5 protein-coding genes are annotated in these 5475 nt (G+C 46.4%); 4 read left to right on the top strand and 1 reads right to left on the bottom strand.

Going from position 1 to position 5475, the window contains the following annotated elements:
- The first annotated feature begins 238 nt into the window (after window positions 1–238).
- Window positions 239–1417 carry an HAD-IC family P-type ATPase gene (locus QUB14_RS28000; protein WP_333221406.1) on the top strand — a complete coding sequence of 393 codons (1179 nt, stop codon included), beginning with the start codon at window positions 239–241 and terminating at the stop codon, window positions 1415–1417.
- Window positions 1418–1435: 18 nt separating this feature from the next.
- Here QUB14_RS28000 and QUB14_RS27995 read toward each other — a convergent pair whose 3' ends face one another.
- Window positions 1436–2584, bottom strand: coding sequence for a transposase (locus QUB14_RS27995; RefSeq protein WP_333221408.1), 1149 nt, complete (start codon window positions 2582–2584; stop codon window positions 1436–1438).
- Between the two features lie 80 nt (window positions 2585–2664).
- Between QUB14_RS27995 and QUB14_RS27990 the strand changes: the two genes are divergently transcribed.
- The 3 genes from QUB14_RS27990 (at window position 2665) to QUB14_RS27980 (ending at window position 5445) form a co-directional block, all read left to right on the top strand.
- Window positions 2665–3363, top strand: a complete 699-nt coding sequence (locus tag QUB14_RS27990; protein WP_333221410.1) for a cation transporting ATPase C-terminal domain-containing protein — start codon at window positions 2665–2667, stop codon at window positions 3361–3363.
- Between the two features lie 81 nt (window positions 3364–3444).
- Entirely contained in the window at window positions 3445–3972 is a 528-nt protein-coding gene (locus tag QUB14_RS27985; protein ID WP_333221412.1) for a hypothetical protein, read from the top strand.
- Between the two features lie 210 nt (window positions 3973–4182).
- Window positions 4183–5445, top strand: coding sequence for a sodium:proton antiporter (locus QUB14_RS27980; protein ID WP_333221414.1), 1263 nt, complete (start codon window positions 4183–4185; stop codon window positions 5443–5445).
- Window positions 5446–5475 lie beyond the last annotated feature (30 nt).

Raw genomic sequence — 5475 nt, 5'->3', positions numbered from 1 at the left:
GAGGTACTGGAATCATAATGAACCCTCCTGTATTTATTGTTTTAAGCACTGCATAGCCCTTAACTGAACCGTATTGGTCCATAAGCTATCTCAATCCCTTCTCTGCCTAAGTCTAGGGAGCAAATGTGATCAAAATGTGAGTAACAGAAATCAGTCGATCACTTTTCCCTCACATTCATCAATGACGCTAGAAACAAGACGAAACAACACAGAAGCACTTGGCTTGAGAAGAAGCGTTATGACTGCAACGAATGTAGAAAAATTAGTAGAACACTCTTGGCATCACCTCTCTGTCGAGAAAGTGGCTCGGCTTTTAGAGACTGACCTGGAAATAGGTCTATCTTCCGACGTGTCAGCCCAACGGCGCGAGATCCTCGGTCCCAATCAACTAACGGCTCAGAAGCAGCAAAGTGTCTGGTTGCGATTTTTTCAGCAACTGAATCAGCCGCTAATCTACATTTTATTAGCCTCTGGCATAGTGACAGCATTTCTGAAAGAGTGGATTGATTCAGCGGTAATTTTTGGGGTTGCTCTGACGAATGCCACCATTGGTTTCGTTCAAGAATCAAAGGCAGAGAATGCGATCGCCGCTTTAGCAAAATCTGTTGCAACTGAGGCAACCATTCTCCGCCACGGTCACAAGCAAGTGGTTTCATCCAGTGAACTGGTTCTTGGCGATCTCGTCTTGCTGTCTTCTGGGGATAAAGTGTCTGCGGATCTGCGGCTGATCGAAGTCCGTGACTTACAGGTTGATGAGTCAGCGTTAACGGGAGAATCTGTCCCGGTTGAGAAGCAATCCCAGGCGCTAGAGGCAGACGCTGCACTGGCCGAGCGCACGAACATGGCGTATACCGGAAGCCTGGTAACGTTTGGACAGGGACGCGGACTCGTCGTCAGCATTGGTGACATGACCGAGACCGGACACATCTCCCAACTTATGCAGCAAAGTACCACACTGGAAACCCCACTGAGTCGCAAAATTGACAAATTTAGCAAAACCTTGCTCTATGTCATTTTAGGTTTGGCTGCTTTCACCTTTGCTGCAGGTATTGCCCAGAGATTTTCTTGGGTTGAGGTGTTCAAGGCATCTGTGGCGCTTGCGGTCAGCGCAATTCCTGAAGGCTTACCCGCGATTTTAACGGTGACACTGGCGATCGGGGTTTCCCAGATGGCAAAGCAGCACGCCATTATTCGCAAACTTCCGGCAATTGAGACGTTGGGTAGCACCACCGTGATTTGTTCCGACAAAACCGGAACCTTGACTGAGAATCAAATGACGGTTCAAGAGATAGATGCAGGAGGAAAGCGTTATCGGGTTAGCGGTGGAGGATATGCACCAGACGGGGAAATTTCTGTAAATGGACACTCGGTTGACCTGGCGAACGCACCTGCTTTATGTAAGCTTACCCCGACCTAAAGGTACGGGGCTTTAGCCTCAGATTTGAATCATCGGGAAGAGAGACAATTGCCCCTCTAGTTGACAACTCATCCCCGGACTTTCAGGAAGGCTTACAGACTTCCCCAAAGCAGCAATATTATTAGCTGCATTAATATCAGCATCATGTTCAAAACCACAATGCCCACACTTAAAAACTTTTCCATTACGGTACGACTTACCCTTAACCGGGTGAATATGTCCGCATCGGGAACAGGTTTGACTTGTATAGGCCGCTGGGACAAATACAACTTTAACGCCAGCAATATTAGCTTTATACCCAACAAACAAACGCAGTTGGCAAAAAGCCCAATTATTAGTTCTTCGGCGTTCAGTTTTGCTTCTTGGTTTTTTGTTCAAAGACTCTCTAATATTAGTCAAATCCTCAAAAGCCAAGTCCGCACCTATTTGTTTTGCTTCTTGAACAAGCTGTTTTGAGAGATTGTGGTTCAACCATTTCTGAAATCTTTGTTCTCTCCCAGAAAGCCTTCTCAAAAGTCTACGACTAGACCGAGTGCGTTTGGATTGAACATTAGCTCTGACGAAGCTATATCGGTCACGAATGGATTGGATCTGCTTGCCACTCCACGACTTACCAGTAGAAGTGGTAGCAATATCTCTTCTACCCAAATCAACCCCAACTACTTTTAGTCTTTGACCAGTTGGGTTGGTGGGCCATTTAACACAAACATTGATGTAGTAGTCACCCCGTTTAGTTTTATTGAGAGTAGCAGCCCTTGGAGCTTGCCCTTTAAGCAAAGCCAATTGATAATTGCCAATACTCAATTTGAACTTAACTCGACCACACATCAAAGTAATGCCAACAGTTTGCAAATCCTCAATATATTGAAAAGTCCGAACATCCAAATTAATAGATGTCGGTCTAAATTTGTGGACTTGCTTAACAGATGCGGCATTACCAATTACACGACGAATTGCTTGACAGACATGGTTTGCCTTCAACCCCGTAGCTTCGCGCACTGGCTTATAAACCTTGTGGTGAAGCTTGGTTGTATTCCAGCACTTCTCACGTTTTGCAACTTCATATATCTGATGGCAAGCCTCAGCAAACCACAGCAAAGTGCGGTCAATTTCGTTCCGCAACTCTACAGGGACTTGGAGCTTACATTTTACAGATATTGTCTGCATTGCATCTATCTAAATACTCATCCGAGTATAGCACAATATAAAGCCGTCCTACAAGGACGGGGTTTCTACCCAATTTTCAGATGATTCTGACGGATGACAACTTTGCTTCGATCGAGAAAGCAGTTGAGGAAGGGCGCACGGTTTATAAGAATTTGCTGCGCGCGATCGCCTTCATCCTGCCCGTGAATGGTGGAGAGTCCATGACCATCTTGATTGCCGTACTTTTGGCAACCCCACTACCCATTTTGCCAGTACAAATTCTCTGGCTGAATATGGTCAGTTCAGTTGCGTTGAGCTTACCGTTGGCATTTGAGCCGCCCTCTCCCGATGTCATGCAACATCCACCTCGACCGGCCAATGAACCGCTGCTGTCTCGCAGGCTGACGGCTCGGATTCTGACAGTTTCGGTATTTAACTGGATTGCGATCTTTGGGATGTTTGAATGGATCGTCCAAACCACAGGCAATGAAGCTCTAGCCCGGACGATGGCAATTCAAGCATTGGTGGCGGCCGAAGCTTTTTACCTATTAAGTATCAGTCGCTTCGTTCCGGCGATCGTCGCCAAACTACGCGGTAAAGATGAATCAGTTGGCTATGCTGTGGCGATCGGCATTGCGGCTATTTTCATTCTCCAATTCCTGTTTAGCCAATGGGGCGTTATGAATCAGTTATTCGACACAGAAGCTTTGAACACAATCCAAGGCTTAATTTGTATCGGATTCGGACTGCCAATGATTCCTTTGTCAGCTTTGCTAAAGCGTTTTGCACCTCTGAACTAAGTAGTTTTTGTGATGAGGCAATTCAAAGCGGCTTTACACACTATTTACCAATTTTGTAGCCTTGAATATTGAATATTTCTCATGAATTACCAAAACCTCAAACGTGCTAGCGGCCTATTTACTAATCATCGAAACGCAAAGCAGGCGCTAGTTGAGCTAAAAAGCAGGGGCTTCCCCATGCACAAAATTTCAGTGATTGCTAAACCTTCTGACAATGATGATTTGGACTCTCTGGGCGTGCAGCAAATTTTTATCACAAGAGCAGCAGGCGCACAATTAGGCGCGATCTTAGGCAGCATACGACTAGGTTCACTAGCCTTAATTGTTGGACTCAGCAGCCTGCTAATTCCCGGTATTGGTCAGGCAGTAGCGGTGGAAAGCATTTTAGCAACTTTCTTTGGAAGTGGGATTGCTGCAACTGCTGGCGGTCTGTATGGCGCACTTCAAGGATGGTTGGTGCCAGAAGAACAAGCAAGAATTTACAATAACAGATTTAACCAGGGAGATTATTTGATCGTCATGGAGGCAAGAGAAAATGAGATCGTGATTGCTGAACCTGTCCTTAAACGTTGGGAGATTCTGACGTGGCGTGTCTGTGATGCTGCCTAAATTCAAGGTCAGAAATGACGATTACCTTCGAGGAATTTAGTCCCGCGACTCAGTACGTCCAAAACCACTCAAAATTTTGACTGTCGATGGCTTTGGGCGATCGCTCTCCTACTCTTTAGATATGAGATATGGATCGACAACTTCCATTACCCGCCTTAGTGGCAACTGCGATCGGGTCGGCAATGCTTTTTCTTTGAGGAAAACGAGTTTATGAGAGGAGTATCGGTGATCGAGTCGATTTTAGCGCAACCACCTCCCTTGGGCAGCAATCCTGCTACAAATAGCCAAACGGCAGGAGTCATTCCTGAATTGGTCATTATCTTGATAATTCTGCTACTGATTGCAACTGTTGTTGCACTCGTAACCCAACGGTTGCGAATTCCCTATGTGACGGGCTTAGTGTTAGCAGGCTTGCCCATTACGGATCTCTTGTCGCGTCGAATTGGTTTAGACCCCTCTTTAGTATTAAATCTTTTCCTACCAATTCTGATTTTTGAAGCAGCTATCAATACCGATATCAGCCGTCTCCGCAGCACCTTTAAGCCGATCGCCCTGCTGGCGGGTCCAGGCTCTATCTTTTCCTCAGCAATTATCGCTGTTCTGGTTAAATTTGGGCTAGGGCTAGACTGGATTCCAGCGTTGCTGATCGGAGTCATTCTGGCAAACACTGATACAGTGTCGATGATCGCGGTTTTTAAAGAGATCCGTGTGCCTTCTCGATTGTCCACAATTGTTGAGGGAGAAACTCTGTTCAATGATGCGGCTGCTCTAATTACATTTAATTTGGTTTTGGTCATTTATGCGACAGGATCTCTCACCGCTATACAAGGCGTGAAGGAACTGCTCGTGGTTGCCTTAGGTGGGGCACTGGTCGGGGGTGTTTTAGGTTACTTGAGCGTGCCGATATTTGTTCGCTTAAACGATCGGTTGAGTAGCCTTTTGCTAACCGTCGCTCTGGCATTGGGAACCTTCCAAATCGGACAATTTTTAGGCGTATCGGGCGCGGTGGCGGTGGTCATCGCCGGACTTGTTTTTGGCAACCTTGGGCTGCCTCGCAGTTCGTCTGCCTCGGATCGGATTACCTTGCTGAGTTTCTGGGAATACGCTGGTTTTGGCGTCAATACGTTTATTTTCCTGCTGATTGGAATTGAAATTAACCCGCTGACGCTGTGGAAAATTTTGCCATCCATTTTATTCGTCATTCTGGCCTATCAACTGGGACGGATTCTCTCGGTCTATTTGTTATTAGCGGGGCTGCGTTGGTTCGATCGTCCCATTCCGCTACGCTGGCAGCACATTTTGGTTTTAGGGAATATTAAAGGGTCTCTATCAATGGCATTAGCTGTTACGATTCCCTTGACCCTACCAGGACGGGATAACATCATTGCCCTGGTTTTCGGTGCAGTTTTATTCTCCTTGGTCGGACCTGGGGGGGTGACGACCCGCCCCAAACCCATATTTAGTAAGGATTGAGCCAACTTGTGGTAAAAAAAGATAGGCAGC

Source organism: Microcoleus sp. B3-D2, from assembly GCF_036705345.1.
Lineage (GTDB): Bacteria > Cyanobacteriota > Cyanobacteriia > Cyanobacteriales > Microcoleaceae > Microcoleus.
The sequence above is the reverse complement of the archived record's forward strand: the minus strand, read 5'-3'. Positions and strand labels throughout refer to the sequence as shown.